The sequence below is a fragment of the Staphylococcus massiliensis CCUG 55927 genome (assembly GCF_000298075.1).
In the GTDB taxonomy this organism is placed as follows: Bacteria; Bacillota; Bacilli; order Staphylococcales; family Staphylococcaceae; genus Staphylococcus; species Staphylococcus massiliensis.
In genome coordinates, this window is record NZ_JH815593.1 from 1,526,895 (window position 1) to 1,549,914 (window position 23,020).

Genomic DNA, 23,020 nt, shown 5'->3' on the forward strand with positions numbered 1-23,020 from the left:
TTTGAAACGCCCTGAGACGTGATGACGAATCCACTATCAAGTTTCACCATCTAAACAGTACGACCTGCTCTATAAGCATAAGCCAAATTCACCACTACCATCCCCGTACACCACCAATACCACAAAAAAAGCGACTTCCCGAAAGAAGTCGCTCTACCTAAAATTCTTATTTAAATGGACCTACTGTACCAGCGTCTTTATCGTGCTTGCCGTGTACGTAGTAATCAACGTATTCAGGTTCTAACGGTTTCTTACCGCGGATGATGTCTGCTGCTTTCTCAGCAAGCATTAATACTGGTGAGTGGATGTTACCGTTTGTAGTACGTGGCATTGCTGAAGCGTCTACAACGCGTAGGTTCTCCATGCCATGTACTTTCATCGTTAATGGGTCAACTACAGCCATTGGGTCTGTTTTAGGTCCCATCTTCGCACTACAAGATGGGTGAAGTGCTGTTTCCGCATCTTTACGTACCCAGTCTAAAATTTCTTCATCTGTTTGAACAGATGGTCCTGGTGAAATTTCACCTGCGTTAAATGGATCCATAGCTGGCTGAGATAAGATATGACGTGCTACACGGATTGCTTCAGTCCACTCACGCTTATCTTCTTCTGTAGATAAATAGTTAAATACGAAGTCTGGCTTTTCAAAAGGATCCTTAGACTTGATCTTAAGGCTACCACGAGAGTTTGAGTACATTGGACCAACGTGAACTTGGTAACCATGAGATGTCTTCGCCTTCTGACCGTCGTAACGTACGGCTAACGGTAAGAAGTGGAACATTAAGTTTGGATAGTCAACGTCGTCGTTAGAACGTACGAAGCCGCCACCTTCGAAGTGGTTAGATGCTGCGGCACCTTTACGTCTGAAGATCCAGTTTAAACCGATTAACGGCATCTTAAGTTTATCAAGACTTGGTTGCATAGAAACTGGCTGCTTACAAGCATGTTGGATGTACACTTCTAAGTGGTCCTCGAAGTTCTCACCAACACCTGGTAAGTGGATACGAGGTTCGATACCTAATGAACGTAAGTGTTCTGAATCACCAATACCTGATAATTGTAATAGTTGCGGCGTATTGAACGCACCACCTGATAAGATGACTTCATCAGCGTCTACAGTGTGTTTCTTGCCGTTCTTCTTATACGTAACACCAGTTACACGGTTGCCTTCGAATTCTAAGCTTGTAACGAAAGCACGTGTCTCAACTGATAAGTTTTTACGCTTCATAGCTGGGTGTAAGTAAGCTCTTGAAGCTGATACACGACGACCGCGGTGTACTTGGCTGTCGAACGGTCCGAAACCTTCTTGACGGAAACCGTTTACGTCAGGCGTTCTGTTGTAACCTGCTTGAACACCCGCTTCGAAAAAGGCATTGAATAATGGGTTCTTCGCTGGACCACGGCGTAACTTAATTGGACCATGGTGACCGCGGAACTTATCATCTTTCGTAGCACCAAAGGTCTTTTCAAGACGTTTAAAGTAAGGGAGACAATGTGCATAGTCCCAAGTGTCCATACCTTCAGGCTCGCCCCAACCTTCGTAATCGAGTGGGTTACCACGTTGGTAAATCATACCGTTGATTGAACTAGAACCACCTAGCACTTTACCACGCGCGTGACCGATCTTACGGCCGCCCATATGTGGTTCTTCGTTCGTTTGATAAATCCAGTCATAGAACGGATTACCTGATGGATACATTAAAGCTGCTGGCATTTGAATAAATAAATCCCAGAAATAGTCACTACGCCCTGCTTCTAATACAAGTACTTCTTTATCTTTATCTTCTGTTAAGCGGCTACCGAGCACTGAACCGGCACTACCGCCGCCGATGATAATATAATCATATTTTTTTGACATGTGATGAAACCCTCCTATTTGTATATCGTTTCATGTGTTACAAGAAATTTATTTACTGAACCAATTTACAGGCTCTGGATTTAAGTTCGTTAAGATGTGTTTTGATGTTAAATACTCTTCTAAACCTTCTTTACCGAGTTCACGGCCAATACCTGATTGCTTATAGCCACCCCATGGCGCTTGTGCGAAGTATGGGTGGAAGTCGTTAATCCAAACAGTTCCCATTTTAAGCTTCGTTGCCATGCGTTCAGCTTTGCCGATGTCTTTTGTAAAGATAGCGCCCGCTAAACCGTAGATAGAATCGTTCGCAAGCTCGATTGCTTCTTCCTCACTTGAAAAGCCCTCTACAGTTACAACCGGACCAAAGACTTCTTCTTGTACAATGCGCTGCGTCGTATTGCAGTCTGTGATAACTGTTGGTTCAAAGAAGAAACCGTCTTGTAGGTCTTCACGTTCAGGACGCTTACCACCTGTAGCGATTGTAACGCCTTCTTCTTTCGCAATTTCCATATACTTTTCAATCTTGTCACGGTGTGCTTCAGAGATAACCGGACCGCATTCAGTATCTTCGTCAAAGCCATTACCTAGCTTGATTTTCTTAGCACGGTCGATTAACGCCTTTTCAAATTCATCTTTAATATCATTGTGTACTAAGATACGTGAGCCTGCTGAGCAAACTTGACCTGCATGGAAAAAGGCACCGTTAAGTGCTTGGTCAACAGCAAGTTCAAAGTCCGCATCGTCGAAAATAATGTTAGGGTTCTTACCGCCAAGTTCTAACGCAATGTTCGTCACGTGATCGGCAGTTTGTTTCATAATGTGCTTACCAGTTTGAATACCACCAGTAAATGACACTAAGTCAACGTCTTTGTGAGATGATAAGACATCTCCAACTTCAGAACCTTTACCTAATACTAAGTTGATAACACCTTTAGGGAAACCAACCTCTTCCATTAATTCAAATACGCGAATTGTCGTAAGCGGTGTAATTTCACTTGGTTTCATAACAAGTGAACAACCTGTCGCAAGCGCTGGACCAATTTTCCATGAAGCTTGTAGTAATGGGTAGTTCCAAGGTGTGATTTGTATAACGACACCAACCGGTTCTTTAACGACTTTAGATTGCGTATTAGGGATCGGTGAATCGATTACTTCGCCACCATCTTTATCCGCTAAACCTGCGAAATACATAAATACATTTGAAATATCTTCCATATCAGCGCGTGATTCTTCTAACGTCTTACCAGTATCAAGCGTTTCTAACTTCGCTAATTCTTCTTTATGTTCTAAAATTTTATCCGCAATTGCACGTACTTTTTGACCTCTGACTTCACTTGTTTCATTTTTATAAGTGCCTTCTTCAAAAGCGCGTCGAGCAGCTAAAATTGCACGTTCAGAATCTTCCTTCGTACCTTCAGCTACTTCCATGATTACTTCTTGGTTATAAGGATTGATGATTTCGCGTGTCGCACCGTTCGCACTATCAACCCATTCGCCATCGATAAACTGACGACGTTCTAAGTTCTTTACAAGTTCCATCAAAATACCTCCGTTAAGTTTGTTAAATGTTTATTTAACGAATTTCACAAAGTTATCGTAGCACAATTCTAAAAACAATGTCAATCTGCCTAAGTTGGTTTAGAGTGAGTCGTGTGTCTGTACTTTCTTTTATTTTAATTTGGAAAAGCCACGTTGAGATCGTTATGGAATTTTGGGGGTAATGCTTCCTCTCAACTGAAAAATCACGCGTGCTTGCGCGAACTTAGGACAATACATAATTCTAGAATTGTGTAAAATTCCTCTCCTTTATTGTTTACGCTTCTCACAGAATTTAAAACATTGGTAATATATTCCAAATTTAAACAATTTCATGAATTATTTAATATGAAGGCTAAGAGTTTATTTAGAGGTACGGGTCGGGGTGTTTACGGGGGCTGTAATGACGTTAGGTTTTGTTGTATTAGTACTCGTTATGCGATTGTTTTTATTTTCTTTCGCGTAACGGGGCCCTTATGCGATTGTTTCGAATTTCTTTCGCGTAACGGACGCCTTATGCGATTGTTTTTATTTTCTTTCGCGTAACGGGGCCGTATAACTAAAGGGCTTTTCAGAAAGGGAATCAAAAAGAGGAAAAAAAGAGACAGGAAAATTGGGATAAAAAAAGAACAGCACGCCTAAGTGACGTGCTGCCTTATTTAAATGATTTATAGATTGTCGTCTTGCTTTGGTTCGCTCACTTGTGTGATGCTGAGTGATCTGCGTTCGACTTCTTTGAGTTTGTCGGCGCGCTTCTCGAGTTTGATACGGTCGCGTGACAGTGTGGAGATGAATGAAATCATCATCATGATGAAGATGACGATTAACGGCACACTTGCGAGGATGGACGCTGTCTTAAGGACGTCTAACGCACGTTCGCCGCCAACTAGCATCAGTGAGAACGGTAGTAAGCATAACGCGAATGCCCAGAATAAACGGTTCTCACGGATTGGTTCGCCAATGACTTTCTTTTGAGAAGCTGACGCTAGAATGTATGAACCTGAGTCGAATGTTGTCGCTAAGAATAAGAATGCTGAAATTAAGAATAAGACAATAATTAAGTTTGAGAACGGTAAGTGATGCATAACTTCAATAATTGTAGCCTCAGTACCATGTGAATTTAAGAATTCGATCACATTGAATTCATTTGTGATTTGTAGGTAAACTGCATAGTTACCAAAGATACCGAAAAATAATACGCAACCTAACGTACCGTATAGTAACGTACCTAGTACAACCTCTTTAAGCGTACGGCCTTTAGAAATTCGAGCGATGAATAGCCCGATAAACGGTGCGTACACGATCCACCATGACCAGTAGAAAATCGTCCATTGTTGTGGGAAGTTCGTTTCTTTACGACCATCGATACCACCAAATGGTTCTAACCATGTTGCCATGTGGAAGAAGTTCTTAAGCATGTTACCCAAACCTGTAACGGTCGTTTCCATTAGGAATACAGTTGGTCCGACGATAAAGACGAACGCGAGTAGTAAGAACGATAACCATACGTTCACGTCACTTAGCTTCTGAATCCCTTTCTTAAGTCCTGTGTACGAGCTGACTGCGAAGATGACTGTGATTGTAAGTAAGATAATACTTCGAACGAACATGTTCTCGCCGTCAATGCCCGTTAAGCGTTCAATACCAGCCGCAATCATTGGTACACCTAATGCAAGTGATGTAGCGGCACCGCCGAGTAGACCGAAGATAAATAAGATATCCACGATTTTACCGAGTAATTTATCTGTCTGGCCTTTTAAAATAGGGCGACACGCTTGGCTGATCTTATAAACCGGTTTCTTCTTAACGAAAACTAAGTAACCGATTGGTAAGGCAGGTAGAACGTATATTGCCCAGGCAATAGGTCCCCAGTGGAACATACCATACATTGTCGCGTATTCTAACGCTTGGTCAGTCATGCCTTTCGCGCCGTATGGTGGGTCTTGGTAGTAATACGCCCACTCAATAACACCCCAGTATAGAATGTCAGAGCCAATTCCAGCGCAGAATAACATCGCTGCCCAACTGAAATTACCAAATTCCGGCTTGTCACTTGCTTTACCTAGTGTGACGTTTCCATATTTACCAAAAGCAATGTATAGCACAAAGCAAAATATTGCTAAACCTAGAAATAAATAGACAGACCCCAAAGAACTTGAAATCATATCATTAATGCCCGTGATGACGTCTTGACTTGCTTTAGGAAAAATCATCATCGGTAGTACTGCGATTAATAATACGATTACAGTTCCTATGAAGGTCGTCCAGTCCATAATCTTGCGTTTTTGCAATTTAGACACCCCTCATCGAATATTTTTTCGCTTGAAACATGACGCAGATTCAGTTTTCAAATTTCTCTCTATTAGCCATTAAGAACATTAACTAAAATACAATTCCAATGCAAATTACATACAAAAGAATAAAAGCGGATAAATGAATAAATATATAAATTATAAGTTAAAAAAACATTTACACAAACGTCGTGATACTTACGTTAAGTTAATACTTAACAATCTTAACAAATTTTACCTATGCTTTAATATTGAATAAATATAAATTTAAAGTGAATAAAAATTCTTTTTCTTAAACTAGGTTTTACACATTAAAAAAGGAAGCAAACGCTTTAGACGTTTACTCCCTTAAAGTGTGCTATTTTGTATCTTCGGTAGAAATTAAATAATCAATTATGTCATGGTAAAACCCTTTTAATTCTTCAGGTGTTCGATGGATATCTAATACGTCCTGACCAGTAAAGTCAGTATGGTCAAAGTCGTGCATGATCGGCATTACTTGCCAGATACCCTTCTGAGGTGCGTCACCTTTCTTAACATTGACGTGCTGCTCGTTCGTTGGATAGTCAGCCGAATATTCAGAGACCATTCCATCGTTTACACGCCACTTTTCATCTTCAACACCACCGATTAAAGAACCTGTACCTCGGTGGATTAAGTGCATGTATGGATTAGGTACTTGTTTACCCGTAGGACCCTTGTGCACTGCTTCGCCACGATACGTCTTGTAATAAACATTAGGATTGACTGAAGTTTTTTCATTAAGTTTTTCGGCACCCTCACGTGTTAAATCATAGAGACCAGTATCGTTACTCGTCCAAAGTTTACTCTTTTCAACACGTTTTGAATACTCAATGTAAGACTCACCTTCACGTTGTTCAAGCCCCCATTGCTTAAGACCGAAATCAATCTTAGAACCGCGGTGTCCTTCAAGTTTTGCGACTTCATAAAGAATACGCTTAATCGTTTCTTTGTTGCCGAAATCGTCCGATGCATGCGTACCTTTGTGAGGTGTTGCGATCGTCGTAATTGAAGATATCATACCATCTTTATTTCCTGTATAAAGTGGGCTGATGTGACCGCCGTGCTCTTTTTGAAAAGCCCTTTCTTCAGGATCACCATTTCTTAAGTACTCTTCCAATAATCTTAACGTTTGACCACCCATACTATGTCCAACTAAGTGAACCTTTTGACCAGGTTTCCAATTCTTCTTTACACCTTCGTAAGTTTTGCCATAGCGCTCGTGACCATATTTCTTAGCATGCGCAGCACCATAGTCAACCTGACCGCCTTTTAAATAGTAATAAAGCTCGACAGCACGATCGTGATTACTCGCAAACGAACTTACATTCGCTTCATAAACTTCGTAATCATTGGCTTTAAGGTCCTCCATCATGTGATACTTCTCGCCACCCCAGTGCTTCATGCCATTTGGCATATGTGCTTCCGTAAATACGCCGAATCCGTGCAGAAAGACTACTGGATATTTGTTTTTATGAGAAGAATCATCTGCCTGAGCTTTGGCTTTCTCTTTAGATGAAAGGTCGCTTAACTGCGCGTCTTCAGGTACTGCACTTGGATTAAATTGATTTGAGTAATTTGAGCCTTCTTTAATAGGTGCTTCCGGAACCGTTTCGTCCGCATGAGCTGAGTATGCGAACGTCGTGAAAGATAGCCCTGTCGCAAGCGTTAAAGATACAATTCGTTTAAAAGCAAAAGTTTTCATTTAGAACCCCCGTGTAAATTTTTGTGTTTGTGGATGCTTAAGTTTCCTGATTACTTTTAACAAAAAGTATTTTATTAAATTTAGTGGGGTTTTTGGTACATTTTGCCCAACTCGTTGAAAATGGTTCCTAAGTGTTTTAGGGGAATAAAAAAGCGAGAATTAAGGATAGATCCTCAATCTCGCTATGAAGTGATTTAAAATTTGAATACTGAGTTTCATTGAAGAAATTTTTGAAGTCAGTATCTTGAACTTATACCTAAAATTACAGAGTACTAAAACGACGTGGTTAGTTACTTACGCAACATCAATGAATCACTTATACCTAAAATTATAGAGTACTAAAACATGCTCAAATAGAGTCGTGCAATCTTCCCAGAATCACTTATACCTAAAAATACAGAGTACTAAAACGCCATCTAAAAAATTAATAGTGTGTGTTTGAATCACTTATACCTAAAATTACAGAGTACTAAAACCAGAATAACCAGTTGTTTGACCAGTTACAGAATCACTTATACCTAAAATTACAGAGTACTAAAACTCTTGATACGCCTTTTTCATCTGTTTCATAGAATCACTTATACCTAAAATTACAGAGTACTAAAACTCTTGATACGCCTTTTTCATCTGTTTCATAGAATCACTTATACCTAAAATTACAGAGTACTAAAACTCTTGATACGCCTTTTTCATCTGTTTCATAGAATCACTTATACCTAAAATTACAGAGTACTAAAACGCATCTATTAAGGTTAAGAAACCGGATGCCGAATCACTTATACCTAAAATTACAGAGTACTAAAACTGTCGATAAGTTTGTTATTCGTTGTCATTTGAATCACTTATACCTAAAATTACAGAGTACTAAAACCTCTAGTAAATCAATTAACTTGTACTTAAACCTAAATATAATGCCAGTGGTTCACTAATTTTAGTATCATCAATATCTAAAATGTAATCTAATTTACAGAATCTAAGAAATCGTACAATTACATAGATATCTATATCTTTGAATACCATTATATCACCCAGGTGATAATTCGTTATAGTTGGATGAATTTCAAAACAGTGACTATATTGATCAAAAACATTTTTCAAACTAACTACTATATCTTCCCTCTTAAAATTCAATGGTGCTTCCCAATAACAATTTTCTATAAAATCGACTGTAATCATTTGCTTAGAATTACGTAAATAATTTAATCCATCAATAGAGTCTGCTAGAAAATAGCGAGATTGTGTTAGCACAATGATTTTAATTGGTAAGTCATTCAGTACTTCCCTGAAGATCAATCGTTCTTTAATGCTTAAATTCGCTTCAGGGTAAAGATAAATCAGTAGCCCTTTGTTATTTGATAGGTTGTTCATTTGCTCAACTAACAATGGCAATAATTGTTTCAACCTAACAATCAACCTTGAGTAATCTGCTTCTAATTCATATTCAAAATTTAATTGCTTAATGAATTGTTTAATATCAAATGGCTTAACTTTAAGAGGTAATTTTCTTTTAACTTCTTCAAGCAAATCTTCCATTAATACGTTTATGGAATTAATATAGCCGCTTACTTCGATATTTTGATTCATGTCATATTGTAACTTTTTATTTAAAATGCTCGAGGCCGCAAGTTGGTGTTCTTGCTCAATGTCATTATGACTTATCATGAAAGCAACGTGAGATTTACTTGATACCTCTACATCTTCGATTAATTCTTTAATCAACACATCTTTGTTTCGATTACGTGGCTGAAAATATTGATAAATAAGGCTTAATATCAATTCCTCATTAGTCTCATTCTCATTATAAATAGAGGTATACTCACCTAGGTTTAATGTTACATGATTAAGTTGGCTTGATCTTATTTGCCATATTTGTTTCATTGCTACACCTGCCTTAGAATAACAATGTTCTATTATCATTTAGTATTTTAATATTCTCGTCCTCATGTCCCAATAAAATTTGCATCTTTTCATATTGTTTCTCAGTAATCATGAGAGCCCGAACATGACCATTTGGTGGCAACATACGCTTAACAGAATTAATGCTACTATTGGCTGCATCTTTATTAATGCAACTTTTAATATAAATAGAATATTGCATCATTAAGAAGCCCTCTTGAATTAAGTGCTTTCGAAATTTATTATAAATGCGCACATCGTATTTCGTTTCTACAGGTAAATCAAACATGATTAATACTCTCATGAATCTATAACTCATAAAATGATACTTTCTTTAGACTTGGCATTTTCAATGTTTCATACTTACCAGATCTAAAGAATTCGATTATGGACTGAACCATGATTTCTATTGCTTGAATCACTGTTTGATTTTTACCGTCTATTAAAATACGTGCATGCATTAAGTTTACGAGTTCTAAACGATACGACTTCGTCATAAAACCTTCTTCAGGAGGATGTTGCAATAGATATAAATCAACCAAAGGTCTAAATACTTCAATAATATCAGATGCCAAATTAAAATGATTACGTCCACCGATATGATGAATCCCAATAGCTGGTATTAATCCTTTCGCGACGATTGTTCTGGCAATCGCCGCGTTAAGGACTGTATAACCATAATTAAGCACCATATTCTCTATTAAATCATCACGATCTCGTTTATAGTTTTTAAAGAATGAATTAAAATAATATTTTGCAGCCTGTCCTTCGATATTAAACTCATCTTTAATTGATAATTGTGATAAAATTTGACGCATTTTAATAATCCGCTCAGATTCTATTTTCAACTTCCTCATACACTCAATTTGATTACTGATTTTACGTTCAATAATGTAATACCATAATTCATCTTTACGATTTTGTGGCCATGAAAGTTGTTCTTTCATTTGATGATATTGTGTAAAATGACCATTTATAGGTTGCAATTGGCATTCCGGTAAGTGTTGCTGGTTACAAAAGATAACTAAAACATTATAATCAGATAATTCTACGAGAAGTCTAGCTGTTATACTTACTGTTAAATCCTCAATTATAAGTGCAAAAATATCGCGTAAGGGAACCTTAACTTCTAAATCACCTTTAACTATTTATAAATTATTCATACTTAGTGCTAAGCGATCGACTTCAGAAGCATAAACGATTCGCCAAGCCATAATTAATCCCTAACCTTAAAGATAAATTGAGGTTTTTCAGGTGAAGATATTTTAAAAGTGTTACCGAGTATATCAGTAGTGTACTTCTCTAATATTGTGATAGATTTACCGATATTTTTTCTAATTCTAGGAGTTGTTGCTAAATTCATATTTTCTACATAATCACGGTACGATATATCAATCATATTAAGTTCTAACGTATTTTTAGCATCATCGTTTACACCAATTACACGTAGCAACTCACCATTAATTTTAATTAAGTCATTATTATAAAAACTTCCTATAAACTTAGCATTTTCACTAATTTTCTTTTGTTGCAATGCAAGTTTGTATTTCTCTTCGTCAATGACATAATAAGTATCCTTCTTAATAATATCTAGATATTTCACTGTAACAAATTTATATTTTCCGTCATCTAAATAAACATCGAATCGGAAAGGTTTAAGAGATAATTTAACAACTTTGTTATTAGAATTTTCATAATCATTTGTAATGTCTAGATGTGCATTTACTTGCTTTCCAATATATTTCAGCGACTTTACAATTGGTCCATTATCTTTTTTAGCATATTTAGTCAGATACTCGCCTGTTTCATCATGAAATTTATATAATGGATTCTTCTCATTCTTATATTGCTTCATAATGGTAGCTAATTTATCAAAAGTTTTAGGATCATGTTTATACATTAAGAACTTTTCAGGTGACTTATTAAACAATTTCTTTAATTGATCATTTTGCTTATCATAGATGTTATTAACTGTTTGGATTGTATAGGTTTTATTGTCAACTTTACGAGTAGAGTAAATCGTATCATTAATAAGCTCTCGATTCGGCTTTTTATCAACTCGGTGAGAGAATTTATAGTTATCATACAACTTGATCTCTTTAATTTGATCAGGTTCTCTAAACAATGATTCATAATGTTCATTATCTTCGACATTGTCTTTTTCAACTTGAACCTTACGACCTTCCATTACTTTCTTCGCGTTATCAAGTGCTTTAAGCTGTTTAAAAATAAAATCAACATTCGCAATAATTAAAGCATCTTCAGCATGATGTTTATAACCTGCATTACGATCTTTCTTGAAATCCCAACGCTTTCTTAGATAACTTGTAAATCCACCGTTAATGGCCTTAACTTTAACGTCGAGTTCATTAGCAGAAAAGTAAGCGCGTAATAACGTCATTAACTCTCTTGTGGCATAACGCGTATCAACTAAGTTACGGTTAATAAATTCCTTTTGAACACTAAATTTATTAATATCTCGTTCCTCTAATAGATACTCTTTCTTCTTCTTCGTGATGCGATCTTTAGTTTTACTAAGATTTAAAACATGTTGTTTAAATTGTTTAAAAGTAATATGCGTGTTACTAGAATTAAAGTACTGGAACGGCGTTTGATTACTCTTCTTAGAATTTTCTTCCTGAAGCACTAAAACTTTATTGTTCATAGAGTTATCATAAGACACTGAGCGTGGAATGATATGGTCTACTTCATAATGATGCGGATTATTAAGCAAGTCTTCTAATGGAATACTCTTTAATGAATATAAACATTTACCTTCTTGCTTATCGTGTAATATAAGCTTTTCAACCATACCTTTAGCTTTAGTTTTACCAGTTTCTTTAATGACTTTATCTACTAGGTCACGTGTTTGCTGATTACGTTTTTGAACGTCTCGAATAATTTTTCTTTCCTCATCAGAGTTTTTCTCACGTGCAAGCTCAATAATTATATCTTTAGGCAAACCATATTTTTAATTACAGCATTTATTACTTTAATAGACTGAATGAATGCGCGCTTAGCAACTGGTGAAATGATGAAGTCTTCCACTAATGATGTAGGGATTTTATTCGCTTTTGCTAAATCAACTTTTTGAGGTTTCATATTTAAACGAGTAAAGATTGTCATTTGGTTGTCGTTCGTTTCCCATAATTCATCGATAACGATTTGAATGGCTTTTAAAGAAAGTGCATGTGTACCAGTGTAACCAGTTAATTTAGAAATTCCCTCGATTTCTTCTTTCGTTAAAATAACATTCAAACTCTCAAGTTTTTCTTGGACTTCAATAGGAGATTGATATATCGTTAATACTTCAGCAATCGCGTCCAAAAGCTCTGTATCTTCTAACACTTTATCGTTAGATGTAACGGATTTAATATCATGATAAAGTTTAAACGACGTAAAGACTGGCGTTCCAGAAGCTGTCACACGATAGCCTCGAATATCTTCTGGTGCGACGTCAATCTCTTTAGCTATTTGTTTAAGCGTTGGCTTTTTCCTTTGTTTAAAAACATTCTCAACGATATGATATTTTTCTGGATACGTTAGCTTATCATTTTCATCCCTCACAATAACAAGGTTGTTTAAATCATTAAGAGCGTTAAATAAGTCTGCACTGTAAGCATATTTCACACTGCGCAATGATTCAGGGAAGTAAGTACAACGCCCCATAAGAAGTTCATACCATTTCTTAATGTCGCCATCCCAACCGTACGGACTACCTTTACCAGGGCCTTCATAGTATTCGCGTCTTGTTTCTAAAAGAGAGATATATTTATCAATAAATACTTGGTCTAGGTTGTGATGATCTTTCTGAATAGAAAGAATTTGTTTTGCTTCACGAACAAAATCTTGAGTTTTAAAGCGATTATTAGCACCACGTACTTTATTATCATTTAATAATCGTTCAAGTTGAAGTTCACAAACATAACGACTTTCAAGAGCTTTCTGATTCTTCGCTAGTTGTTCTTTAGTTGATAAGCCATTATCTGAACTATCTGATTCAGTATCCGTCACGTGAACATTATCAATTCCACGACGTTTAGCTAGGTGAAGTAGCGCAGCACTTAATTCGTCTGAAGTTAGCACTTCTTTAAAGCCTTTTACACGGATTTCATAAGGGTTCTTTTCACATTTTGGAAAAGGATTAAGTTGATAAGATTCTAATAGATTCCTAGTTCGAGCTAAGCGGTGCTTACGTCTACGTTGTAATCTTCTGGATCCACGTTTAGAACGACGCCCCTCATTATTTTCTACATTGGCTTCCTTAAATAAGCGCACACCTGCATCAATAACAGATTTATCATGATAATCAATTAAACCATATCCGACAGAAGTTATACCTATATCCAAACCTAATATGTAATCTTGTCCCATAATTTCAACCCCTTAAAAAATTATAAAAAAAATCTCGCCAATACAATTGACGAGATAAACACGGCATATTGCCTTGTTTTAGTAGATTCTGTAATTTTAGGTATAAGTACAAAATTAAATTTGTTACTATATTTAAATTATAATACACTTAGTTTTGTACGTCAATACTTAATACGTTTAAATAAATTTTTTATTTAAAAGCGTTTATCCTTACGCCATAACAAATATTTACATTTTCTTCATATTTTATGTTTATTAATTGGATATGGTGGAATATTGGAAGTGCTTGAAATATACAAAAGGAGCATGATATATATGGGTATTATTATTATGTTAATTGTTGGCGGCCTTATCGGTTGGTTAGCCGGCATGATTCTTGGTAAAGATATCCCAGGCGGTATCATCGGTAACATCATCGCTGGTATCCTTGGTTCTATTTTAGGCGGCAAATTAATGGGCGGTTTCGGTCCAGAATTTGGCGGCATTCACATTATCCCAGCATTAATCGGTTCACTAATTTTAATTTTCTTAGTGTCACTAATTGTTAAAATGCTTAGCAAAAAGAGATAATTAGTTATATTTAAAATACCAACTAACCATCGTGTTAGTTGGTATTTTTTATTAGCTTATTCACGCTCATATATCTTTAACCCTTTCGCGGTATCCTCAACAAATCCTTCCTTCGAACACTTCCTTAAAATTAACATGATCATATAAAAGTCGCCTGTGCAACCGCCAGTATGAAACGTACCAACTACTTTAAAAATCTCAGGAGTTATAACATTTAAATGATACAAAATAAGCAGTAGTGTAGTTAAGACTAAGAATGGCGCTATAATAATAATGTTAAACTTCATTCTCGAATAGAGCGATCCCGGACTCGTAGTATACAACATGCCGGATACAAACCCATACTTCACTGGGCGTTCAGGCTTAAACACTTTAAAGAACAAACCGTGAATCAGTTCATGAACTATAAGAAATCCTATAAATAATAAAATAATACCTAGAAAATTATAGAAATTTACTACAAATTCTGAACCATCAAATATTGAAACATAAAACGCAAAGATGAGATAACTTGCAATGACCACAAATAAGCCATAAATATTTAATCGAATAGCCAACTTCTTATCATTTAAAATATCTAACTCATATGTTTCTTTCATAACTTATCCTCCCTATCATTTACGTCGCTTCGTCCCCCACTCATGTTCATCCATAACTTCAATACCGTATCGCTTCAATAAACTCGTGAAGACACCTTGACCGCTTCGTTTACCACCATTAAAGTGACCGTCATAGATTTCACCGCTACCACACGAAGGACTGCCTGATTTCAATATGACAAGCGACCCGCCAAACTCTCGTACAACTTCCAATGACGCTAGGGCACCCTTTTTGAAGTTCTCTGTTACGTCTCGTCCGCTTATCGTCATTACTTTCGCGCGACCTTCCCAGACATCATCACCGTTGCCGCCAACGATTTCAGAAGGCTCCCTCGGTACCGCCAATCCGCCTAGCACCTCTGGACACACGCTTACTGCCTTACCGTCCGCGACAAGCTGCCTTAAATCTTCTTTTAATTTATGGTCACCGTCGTATCTGACTGGTTCCCCCCCAAACATGCACTCACAATTATCACTGTAACACCACATTTTAATATTTATAATAATCGTATCATATATTTTAGCAAATTTACGCATAAATTAAGACGCTTGTACATGACTCGTATACAAGCGTCAGATCCTGAATTCTCTATTTTCTCTTTTTGAAAAGGCCTTTTAAAAAGGGAACGCAATGGTTCTTAAAATTACATGTAAATCACATCTAATTACCCTATTAATACGCTAATTGATATAAAACTTCTGCCATGACCTCAATACCTTTCACAAGGTCGTCTATATCGGTATCTTCCTCAGGACTATGCGATATGCCATCAATAGAAGGTACGAAAATCATGCCTGTTGGTACATGTTGCGCGAATATTTGGGCGTCATGTCCGCCACCAGAACTCATGCGCTTGTATTTGCCAGGGGCTCTTAAAGAGGCGGCCTGCTCAATATCATGAACAATATTGGCATCAAGTTGTGTCGGCGCTTCGTCCATCCAGCAATCCATTTCAACATTCAACTTATGGGCGTTCGCGATATCTTGAATCGTACTTTCAACCTCTTCTGAGAATGCCTTCAGTTTAGCGGCATCATCGTGTCTCGTATCAACTGTAAACTCAATTTCGCCTGGCACGACGTTGACCACATTAGGGGTTAGACTGACCTGACCAAACGTTACTACAAGCGGATCCCCTTCTTCACGCGCACGTTTCGTAAGCGTTTGGATGATCTCAGCGTACGCAACCATCACATCGCGGCGCATACCCATAGGTGTCGTACCTGCATGATTCGTCTCACCTACAAGCTTTACCGTATAACGTTTCTGACCTACAATGCTTGTAACGACGCCAATTTGCTTCTCTTCCGCTTCAAGCACCTTACCCTGCTCGATATGCATTTCTATAAACGCCTTGAGGTCATTGTGCGGGTAGTCTTTTTTCCGAAAATCATACCCTGATTTATGCATAGCATCTTCAAATAAAATGCCCTCGTCATCCGTAATACCTGCTACATCCTCAGGCTTTGCGATATTGAAGAAATTCTTACTACCCCAGAATGTGTATGGAAAGCGGCTACCTTCCTCTTCGGCAAGAACGAGTAACTCAAGCGAACGTTTCGGTTTACCATAAGTATCCTTTAAATACTTCATCGCAAGAAACGCAGCCAAGATACCGTACTGTCCGTCTAAGTGACCACCTTCAACCACGGTATCGATATGAGACCCGGCCATAATCGTCTCCTTATGGTGCGTCGTCCCTTCGATTCGACCGATTAAATTACCGATATCGTCACTGCGCACTTCGAAATCTTCATTTTTAAGTAGTAATTTAAGATGATTAATGGCTTGTTCCCATTCTTTCGTATAAAGAAGCCTTGTAATTCCACCATTTTCAAGACCGCCAAAACTTGTAAACACGCGGTCGAGCTCCGTATAAGCTTGTTTAATGTTCAAATAATCATCTCCTTCGATATCTATTCTTAGCTATTTGAACACGTCGACTCATACTTTGTTATAACACAAAAAAGGATTAGGACGAAAACGGCTTGCCCTAACCCTTTTAATTTATTGAACTAGTTGCGTTAGTTCTGAAAGATCTTTGATTTCGTAAGTCGGTTTAGAGCCATTATCATTAAATAACTCACCGTTACGATTAACCCAAGCCGTGTCAAAACCAAACGAACTTGCGCCATTAATATCCCACGAATTCGAAGACACATACAGGATGTCCTCTCGCTTCAGCTTACTTTTATTCAAGATCAGGCGGTAACTCGCCGGACTCGGCTTAAACTGCCTAATCTGATCCACGCTGATAATATATTTGAAATGTTGGTCAACCTCTTTATTATAGGCAAGTTGATCCAGCATATGATCCGTACCATTCGATAGAATCGCATAATCCGCAATAGGCGCCTTCTTTAAAAGCCCTTTCGCATCTTCGAAAAGCGTAAGATCTGTATATTTATTTGCGATATACTGAATTTCCTTCTCAGTATGACCGACATTATAGTAATTAAGCGCATAACGGAGCGCGTTAATTGTTATCTCCTCAAAGTCAACATAGCTCTGCATCGCCTGTCTTAAAAACGCATGTTCAAGTTGCGTCTTACGCCAAAGCGCGCCGATTTCTTTAGTACGTTCACTTTCAAGCTGATCGATGGCCCCATCTATTGAGCGTACATCGAAAAGCGTTCCATATATATCAAAGACAATTAATTTATATGTCATCTCTCTCATCTCCTCTATCTTTATACTCTTATATCCCAAAATGTAAGCGATTAACCTGTGAAATTATGGAATTTTAGGAAATACTAGGAGTTTGTGCAGTTTCGGGACGAGTAGTGGTAGTAGACTGGGCTTTAGATTGGAGGCACGGACGCCCTTGTTACATTGTTTGTCTCAGTCTTTGTAACATGGCTTTCTTGTTTCATTGTTTGTCTCAGTCTTTGTAACATGGCTTCCTTGTTTCATTGTTTGCCTTAGTCTTTGTAACATGGCTTCCTTGTTTCATTGTTTGACTCGGTCTTTGTAATATGGCTTCCTTATTACATTGTTTGCCTCAGTCTTTGTATTATGGCTTCCTTGTTACATTGTTTGTCTCAAACAATGTAACAAGCCTTCAGATTTATTATATTTGATTATATTAAAGAAATAAGATCCAATCATTAATAGTTTTATCTTTTAAAACAAGCATATATTCATGTTATTATATTTACAAACTACTCAGAAGGTATGTGAGCTATCTAATGAAATTACTTCGCAATACGATTAAAGCCTTAATTATAATAAGTTTGCTCTTTTGTATGCTTAATATATTCGAAATTCTACCACTAAATGACCCTGTCTTTTACTCATTAATATTAATAATCACTTTATCAGGTACTTTTCTAAACTTTACACGGACTGACTATGATAAATATCAATAAGTGTTAGTGCTTCTACCAAAAGTATGACTCGTAATTGTCTCGACCTAATACGCACTAGAACTACTTCCTACCCCTCTGCACAAGCTACTTCTCACCCTACTAATTTCGCCGCTAAAGACAGCGTTCGCTTAACTAAAGTGCTTTTCAAAAGTAATGGAAAATGAAGTCATACACATAATGATATTTATATAAATATTAAACTTTCGATAATGGTGAAAGTTTTGAAAAGTCATGTAATAATACTTGTGTTGTAGGGTGTTTTTTATCATACTAGATATGTAAAATAAATCAAAGGAGTGGAACTAATGAACCAAGAACAATTCGATAAGATTAAAAATGGTGAAGGGTTTATTGCAGCATTAGACCAAAGTGGTGGTAGTACACCTAAAGCACTTAAAGGTTACGGTATTGAAGAAGATCAATATAATAATGAAGAAGAAATGTTCGACCTTGTTCATGAAATGCGTACACGTATTGTAACATCACCTGCATTTACTTCAGATAAAGTAATCGGTGCGATTCTATTCGAACAAACGATTGACCGTGAAGTTGAAGGTAAATACACTACTCAGTACCTTGCTGACAAAGGCATTGTACCTTTCCTTAAAATTGATAAAGGTTTAGCTGAACAAGAGAACGGTGTTCAACTTATGAAACCTAATCCAGATTTAGAAGATTTATTACGCCGTGGTAATGAACGTGAAGTATTCGGTACTAAAATGCGTTCAAATATCCTAGAAGCTAACGAAGACGGCATCAAAGCTGTTGTTAAACAACAATTTGACGTTGCTAAAGAAGTTATCGCTGCTGGTTTAGTACCAATCATCGAACCAGAAGTTAACATCAAAGCTGAAGATAAAGAGAAGATCGAAGACATCTTAGCTGATGAAATCAAAGCTGAATTAGACGCTTTAAACGACGATCAATATGTAATGCTTAAATTAACAATCCCATCAGTTGCGAACCAATACAAGAAACTTATCGAGCACCCTAACGTTGTGCGCGTAGTTGCATTATCTGGTGGTTACACACGTTCAGAAGCTAATGAAATTCTTAAGAAGAACGATAACCTTATCGCAAGCTTCTCTCGTGCATTAATCAACGACTTAAACGTTAACCAAACTGATGAAGAATTCAATAAAGAATTACAAGAAAGTATCGACACTATTTACGATGCTTCAGTAAATAAAGGTTAATTTAACCGACTAGCTCAGTTCGCTTATTATGCGAGCTGGGCTTTTTCTTTTTGAAAAGACCTTCCAGGTCAGCTTCCTAATAAATATATTTTAAATTAATTGGTGTAAAATTTAATTATCTATGATATATTATAATTGTTAGAGGCGATGTGCTTTTAACGCCATATCATAGCTTCTGAGAAGTTGCCTAATTGTAGAGAGTTTTGTGTTTGTATTCAAGTTGCTAGCTGATGAATTTTGAATTCATTATCTCCTGATGTATTTACTGGGTTTTTTTCGTTTTTATTCCTAGTCTCGTGTATTTACCTACACACATAGCGCTTAATCACTATACTTTTAGCCACATATCTCTGAAGTTATCACACTCTTCGAGACTTATGTCTCCATAAGAAAAACGGTGCAACAGATTACTCTGTCGCACCGTTCATTTATTTCTAAGAATTATTTACGGAAATTGTCGTCATTTGCTTTGTTTTCGAATTTGTCTAATTGTCTTTTAGCAAATTCTTTACCACCGATACCGAATGAGATAGCGAATGCTACCGCAACAGCACCAAGGATTAATAAGAATGCACCGTTTACAATGCTAGCTGCTAAATCTAATTGATCTAATGTCATGAATACAGCTACGATTACAACGATGTACTTAACTGCTTCACCAACCATGTTGTTACCAGTTGATTTTTTAACAACTTTGCTTAACATGTTACCACCGATGAATCCTAGTGCTAAGATGATTGCACCTGATAATAATAGTGGTAAGTAACCGATGATTGCAGTACCGATTTTGTTAAGTACTGATAAGTTAACTGTGTTAATAGCTTGAACTACGAAGAATAAACCGATTAATGCAGTTACGATCCAACCTGCTGTTTCAGGAATGTCTAAACCGTCTCTGTCATTTTTACCAAAGTTTAAGTAATGGTTATATTTGCTAGCGTTAATGCTGTTTAATAAGTTTTTGATTAATGTACCTAATACTTTTGCGATGAACATACCGATTGCAAGAATTACAACTGCAACGATAATTTTAGGTAAGAAATCAAAGATAGTGCCCATCATACCATTGATTGGTTTAGAAACTGATTTCATTTCTAAAGCGTCGAATACTGCTGGTAAGAATAATAAGAATACTAAGAAATAAGCTAATTTACCAAGTGTCTTGATAAGACCTTTAGACTCATCTTTTTTCTTGTCTGGGTCAGTTAAGCCTTTTTCACGAAGTTTCTTATCTAAGCCAATTGCTTTTAAACCTTTAACGATAATTGTTTTAACGATTGTCGCTACAATCCATGCAACTAATAAAAGAACTAATGCACTGATAATGTTAGGAATAAAGTCAATGATTGTCTTAAGAATTCCCATAAATTGATCTTTAATGTTTTCCATTTTAGAATTCCTCCTTTATAGATAATAAGTACCCTTACAAAAAGAAAATTAATCATAATTTGATAATTATTCTAAATAATTATAGATTATTACAACATTTTTTGTTTTCAAAAAGACACTACCTAAGACATTTTTGAAATTCTAAAATATGTAATAACGCTAATCCTTCGTAGTTACTAATTTAAAACAACAATCAAATTTAATGATTTATTTTTAAATGCTACCCTAATTCAAGGTTTTGTATTCATAATTTAGTCAAATTGTTAAGCGTTTGTTTATTTTGAAAAGTAAATTCAAAAAGATAATAGAACTTATATTTAAAATATTTATTATCTTTTTACGTCATATATATCCGCCGTCAAAACTTTTCAAGTAGTGTAAAAGTCGGAGGTGGATTTAACAATGAAAAAATTACTTATCGCAAGTTCAATATTTATAGGTGGTATCGCACTTACAACACCAATCGCACACGGTGCATCAGCGCAGTATGAAGTTAAGGTATACGCAGACGCAGATAAAATCGTGAAAGACAATCGACACATTGATCATGACGTGTTACACGACTTAGGCTCTGAAGATAAAGACGAAGACTTCAATGTACAATACATAGACGACGGAGCACGTTCAAACTTCAATAAGAAAACGACTTTCCGTGTAAGAAAGTCCGAAAACGATGATGAAACGAAGCTTCAATATAAAAAGCGTTATCCAATAACGGATGGTAACGTAGACGCTGCCATTCAAAAAGCTCAAGCTGATGGCTACGATGCAGAAGAATACGAAGTTGAATACGGGGAAGGTAAACAAACACTAAGCGTATCAAATAAGTCCAAAGTCACTTTAGACAACGAAGGAACGACACTTCCTGGTGCGACAAAGAGCCTTGATTTATTAAAGGCTGAGGCAGCAGCACCTTTCTCAACGCTGCTTAATCAAATTAAATCACCAGAAGTCATTGGTCCCGTTCACTTCGAACGCCACGAAGGTTCTATTGACGGTCATGATATCCGTATTGAGAACTGGAATATTCAAGACGATAACGTTGTAGAGGTCTCTGCGAAGGTATCTAGCGAATCTGAAGCCAAAGCCGTTCAACAAGCGATCATTAAGAAACTTGATGCATTAAATATTCATGAAACGAACGACCAACTCAAAACGAATATGATTTTCGAAAACTATTAACTAAAGAACCCCAATTCAAGTGAATTTCGACTTGAGTTGGGGTTTGACTTTTATATTGATTTATAAAGAAGTGAAATAAAGTTTTGTATCATCGGTGTAATGTAACGGTCAGATTTAAACACGAGCGATATATGACGGTTCTTCGGTGGATTTGGTAGTGGCTTAGATATTATGTCGGGATGATTCACGACACAAGCGCTCATTAGACTTAAAAACTCAGAACCTCGAATCGTCTCAATCAGGCTATTCATATTATTCGATTGCATCGTCGCATCTATTTCTAACAGATTAGCGTTTAACCACTCATCAATACTCTCTCTTGTAGAACCAGTACTATGTATGACAAAAGGGTATGATTTTATGTCTTGAAGGTGTATGTCGTCTTTAGAAGCGAGCGGATGTTCTTGATCCATCGATAACATTAATGGATTCTCAGTGAGCCGTTTTACTTCAAGACCTTCTAAGGGCAACCCATTTTCAGAAATGACGCCGACATCAACCTCCCTATTATGAATCATTTCGATAACGCGCGGCGCCGTATCTACAGATAGCTTCACATCTATTGTAGGATAAGCCTCTAAATATTGTTTTACCGTGTCAGGTAAGATACTGTATATCGGTGCGTTACTAGCACCAATTCTTAATGTGCCACGTTTCGACGTTTTAAAGTCCTCCATCAAATCTTCAGTTTCACTCATTAGCGTTAATATTTTGGTGCTATTTTGATATAACATTTGCCCCGCTTCTGTTAAATTGAGCTGTTTCCCCTTTTTTAAATAGAGCGGCACGCCGTACGATTTCTGTAGATTTTTTAGATGAAACGTGACGGTCGGTTGTGAAATTTGAAGCATCTCAGCAACGACATTTTCATTTTGTTGTTCAACGAAATGCTTAAATATCATTAATTGTTTCGTGTTCATTCAAAGACTCCTTTTCAAAAAGCGATTACCTAAATGAATCAAATATAGATTTTTTCTATACAGTTATACATATTACATATAAAATTTTGATTCTTCATTAACACGTTGTTTAAT

15 protein-coding genes, 2 pseudogenes and 1 CRISPR repeat array are annotated in these 23,020 nt (G+C 36.6%); of the genes and pseudogenes, 3 read left to right on the forward strand and 14 right to left on the reverse strand.

Annotated features, from left to right (window positions below; translation table 11 throughout):
- Positions 1 to 166: 166 nt before the first annotated feature.
- The 8 genes and pseudogenes from betA to cas9 form a co-directional block, all read right to left on the reverse strand.
- Entirely contained in the window at positions 167 to 1,858 is a 1,692-nt protein-coding gene (gene betA, locus A33S_RS0107520; protein ID WP_009382345.1) for a choline dehydrogenase, read from the reverse strand.
- Positions 1,859 to 1,906: 48 nt separating this feature from the next.
- Positions 1,907 to 3,397, reverse strand: a complete 1,491-nt coding sequence (gene betB, locus A33S_RS0107525; protein ID WP_009382347.1) for a betaine-aldehyde dehydrogenase — start codon at positions 3,395 to 3,397, stop codon at positions 1,907 to 1,909.
- A gap of 665 nt (positions 3,398 to 4,062) precedes the next feature.
- Complete coding sequence (locus A33S_RS0107530; RefSeq protein WP_009382349.1) at positions 4,063 to 5,685, reverse strand: BCCT family transporter; 1,623 nt, start codon at positions 5,683 to 5,685, stop codon at positions 4,063 to 4,065.
- A gap of 358 nt (positions 5,686 to 6,043) precedes the next feature.
- Positions 6,044 to 7,411: a YSIRK-targeted triacylglycerol lipase gene (gene lip, locus A33S_RS11720; RefSeq protein ID WP_017176703.1), complete on the reverse strand. Its 1,368-nt coding sequence runs from the start codon at positions 7,409 to 7,411 to the stop codon at positions 6,044 to 6,046.
- Between the two features lie 243 nt (positions 7,412 to 7,654).
- A CRISPR array of direct repeats spans positions 7,655 to 8,282; the repeat unit is 36 nt; unit sequence GAATCACTTATACCTAAAATTACAGAGTACTAAAAC.
- Positions 8,283 to 8,296: 14 nt separating this feature from the next.
- Positions 8,297 to 9,289: a hypothetical protein gene (locus A33S_RS0107540; RefSeq protein WP_235044490.1), complete on the reverse strand. Its 993-nt coding sequence runs from the start codon at positions 9,287 to 9,289 to the stop codon at positions 8,297 to 8,299.
- A 13-nt stretch (positions 9,290 to 9,302) separates the two neighbouring features.
- On the reverse strand, positions 9,303 to 9,611 hold the full coding sequence (gene cas2 / locus A33S_RS0107545) for a CRISPR-associated endonuclease Cas2 (protein WP_009382352.1): 309 nt from the start codon (positions 9,609 to 9,611) through the stop codon (positions 9,303 to 9,305).
- 4 nt (positions 9,612 to 9,615) lie between these two features.
- Positions 9,616 to 10,455, reverse strand: a complete 840-nt coding sequence (gene cas1 / locus A33S_RS11725; RefSeq protein ID WP_274515674.1) for a type II CRISPR-associated endonuclease Cas1 — start codon at positions 10,453 to 10,455, stop codon at positions 9,616 to 9,618.
- A gap of 68 nt (positions 10,456 to 10,523) precedes the next feature.
- Positions 10,524 to 13,681: pseudogene (gene cas9 / locus A33S_RS12630) on the reverse strand (type II CRISPR RNA-guided endonuclease Cas9).
- 315 nt (positions 13,682 to 13,996) lie between these two features.
- Here cas9 and A33S_RS0107560 point away from each other — a divergent pair.
- Positions 13,997 to 14,251, forward strand: a complete 255-nt coding sequence (locus tag A33S_RS0107560; RefSeq protein WP_009382364.1) for a GlsB/YeaQ/YmgE family stress response membrane protein — start codon at positions 13,997 to 13,999, stop codon at positions 14,249 to 14,251.
- A 56-nt stretch (positions 14,252 to 14,307) separates the two neighbouring features.
- Here the strand turns inward: A33S_RS0107560 and A33S_RS0107565 are convergent, their stop codons facing one another.
- The 4 genes and pseudogenes from A33S_RS0107565 to A33S_RS0107580 all read right to left on the reverse strand — a co-directional run bounded on the left by A33S_RS0107565 (position 14,308) and on the right by A33S_RS0107580 (position 17,521).
- Complete coding sequence (locus A33S_RS0107565) at positions 14,308 to 14,850, reverse strand: DUF3267 domain-containing protein (RefSeq protein ID WP_009382365.1); 543 nt, start codon at positions 14,848 to 14,850, stop codon at positions 14,308 to 14,310.
- A 15-nt stretch (positions 14,851 to 14,865) separates the two neighbouring features.
- Positions 14,866 to 15,326, reverse strand: a pseudogene (locus A33S_RS11735) (2-thiouracil desulfurase family protein).
- A 197-nt stretch (positions 15,327 to 15,523) separates the two neighbouring features.
- Entirely contained in the window at positions 15,524 to 16,747 is a 1,224-nt protein-coding gene (gene allC / locus A33S_RS0107575) for an allantoate deiminase (protein WP_009382367.1), read from the reverse strand.
- 111 nt (positions 16,748 to 16,858) lie between these two features.
- The gene (locus A33S_RS0107580) at positions 16,859 to 17,521 is read right to left on the reverse strand and encodes a haloacid dehalogenase type II (protein WP_009382368.1); all 663 of its coding nucleotides are present in this window, start codon (positions 17,519 to 17,521) and stop codon (positions 16,859 to 16,861) included.
- 1,003 nt (positions 17,522 to 18,524) lie between these two features.
- Here A33S_RS0107580 and A33S_RS0107585 point away from each other — a divergent pair.
- On the forward strand, positions 18,525 to 19,415 hold the full coding sequence (locus A33S_RS0107585) for a fructose bisphosphate aldolase (protein WP_017176706.1): 891 nt from the start codon (positions 18,525 to 18,527) through the stop codon (positions 19,413 to 19,415).
- A 441-nt stretch (positions 19,416 to 19,856) separates the two neighbouring features.
- Here A33S_RS0107585 and A33S_RS0107590 read toward each other — a convergent pair whose 3' ends face one another.
- Positions 19,857 to 20,804, reverse strand: coding sequence for a mechanosensitive ion channel (locus tag A33S_RS0107590; protein ID WP_009382370.1), 948 nt, complete (start codon positions 20,802 to 20,804; stop codon positions 19,857 to 19,859).
- A 402-nt stretch (positions 20,805 to 21,206) separates the two neighbouring features.
- Here A33S_RS0107590 and A33S_RS0107595 point away from each other — a divergent pair, with 402 nt between their 5' ends.
- Entirely contained in the window at positions 21,207 to 21,986 is a 780-nt protein-coding gene (locus A33S_RS0107595) for a hypothetical protein (RefSeq protein ID WP_009382371.1), read from the forward strand.
- A gap of 50 nt (positions 21,987 to 22,036) precedes the next feature.
- Here A33S_RS0107595 and A33S_RS0107600 read toward each other — a convergent pair whose 3' ends face one another.
- Positions 22,037 to 22,906, reverse strand: coding sequence for a LysR family transcriptional regulator (locus A33S_RS0107600; RefSeq protein WP_009382372.1), 870 nt, complete (start codon positions 22,904 to 22,906; stop codon positions 22,037 to 22,039).
- Positions 22,907 to 23,020: the final 114 nt, after the last annotated feature.

Bases quoted from the DNA above. Each gene is read 5' to 3' on its own strand.
- betA (WP_009382345.1), bottom strand. From the start codon at position 1,858: ATGTCAAAAAAATATGATTATATTATCATCGGCGGCGGTAGTGCCGGT.
- betB (WP_009382347.1), bottom strand. From the start codon at position 3,397: ATGGAACTTGTAAAGAACTTAGAACGTCGTCAGTTTATCGATGGCGAA.
- lip (WP_017176703.1), bottom strand. From the start codon at position 7,411: ATGAAAACTTTTGCTTTTAAACGAATTGTATCTTTAACGCTTGCGACA.
- A33S_RS0107540 (WP_235044490.1), bottom strand. From the start codon at position 9,289: ATGAAACAAATATGGCAAATAAGATCAAGCCAACTTAATCATGTAACA.
- cas2 (WP_009382352.1), bottom strand. From the start codon at position 9,611: ATGAGAGTATTAATCATGTTTGATTTACCTGTAGAAACGAAATACGAT.
- A33S_RS0107560 (WP_009382364.1), top strand. From the start codon at position 13,997: ATGGGTATTATTATTATGTTAATTGTTGGCGGCCTTATCGGTTGGTTA.
- A33S_RS0107565 (WP_009382365.1), bottom strand. From the start codon at position 14,850: ATGAAAGAAACATATGAGTTAGATATTTTAAATGATAAGAAGTTGGCT.
- A33S_RS0107580 (WP_009382368.1), bottom strand. From the start codon at position 17,521: ATGACATATAAATTAATTGTCTTTGATATATATGGAACGCTTTTCGAT.
- A33S_RS0107585 (WP_017176706.1), top strand. From the start codon at position 18,525: ATGAACCAAGAACAATTCGATAAGATTAAAAATGGTGAAGGGTTTATT.
- A33S_RS0107590 (WP_009382370.1), bottom strand. From the start codon at position 20,804: ATGGAAAACATTAAAGATCAATTTATGGGAATTCTTAAGACAATCATT.
- A33S_RS0107595 (WP_009382371.1), top strand. From the start codon at position 21,207: ATGAAAAAATTACTTATCGCAAGTTCAATATTTATAGGTGGTATCGCA.
- A33S_RS0107600 (WP_009382372.1), bottom strand. From the start codon at position 22,906: ATGAACACGAAACAATTAATGATATTTAAGCATTTCGTTGAACAACAA.